1 protein-coding gene is annotated in these 928 nt (G+C 66.6%); it reads left to right on the top strand.

Annotated features, from left to right (window positions below):
• A partial coding sequence (locus tag EN862_RS36425) for a hypothetical protein (RefSeq protein WP_210235702.1) occupies positions 1–928 on the top strand: 928 nt, incomplete at both ends.

The following is a 928-nucleotide window of genomic DNA, read 5'->3' as shown; positions in this document are numbered from 1 at the left end:
GCCGATGTCGGCAAGCACATCTACGAGCAGGTTCCCGGCGGGTCCGAGGAGACCGGCACCCTGGTGCAGACCATCGACAACCCCGGCGGTGGCGGCACCGATACCGGCAACGACTTCACCAACTTCCGCAACTTCTCGATCTCGGGCACGAAGTACGAGGACCTGACCGGCGACGGCAAGACCGCGGACGACGTCGCGTGGACACACGGCCCGGTGACGATCTTCATCGACGACGACAACAGCGGCGACTTCAGCGCGGGCGACCGCACCACGACCACCGACGCTTCCGGCAACTGGTCGATCGGCGGGCTGACGCTGGCCGATGTCGGCAAGCACATCTACGAGCAGGTTCCCGGCGGGTCCGAGGAGACCGGCATCCTGGTGCAGACCATCGGCAACCCCGGCAGCGGCGGCACCGATACCGGCAACGACTTCACCAACTTCCGCAACTTCTCGATCTCGGGCACGAAGTACGAGGACCTGACCGGCGACGGCAAGACGGCGGACGACGTCGCGTGGACACACGGCCCGGTGACGATCTTCATCGACGACGACAACAGCGGCGACTTCAGCGCGGGCGACCGCACCACGACCACCGACGCTTCCGGCAACTGGTCGATCGGCGGGCTGACGCTGGCCGATGTCGGCAAGCACATCTACGAGCAGGTTCCCGGCGGGTCCGAGGAGACCGGCACCCTGGTGCAGACCATCGACAACCCCGGCAGCGGCGGCACCGACACCGGCAACGACTTCACCAACTTCCGCAACTTCTCGATCTCCGGCACGAAGTACGAGGACCTCACCGGCGACGGCAAGACCGCGGACGACGTCGCGTGGACGCATGGTCCGGTGACGATCTTCATCGACGACGACAACAGCGGCGACTTCAGCGCGGGCGACCGCACCACGACCACCGACGCTTCCGGCA

Origin of the sequence: Mesorhizobium sp. M2E.F.Ca.ET.219.01.1.1 (genome assembly GCF_004016445.2) — a bacterium.
Lineage (GTDB): Bacteria > Pseudomonadota > Alphaproteobacteria > Rhizobiales > Rhizobiaceae > Mesorhizobium.
The sequence above is the reverse complement of the archived record's forward strand: the minus strand, read 5'-3'. Positions and strand labels throughout refer to the sequence as shown.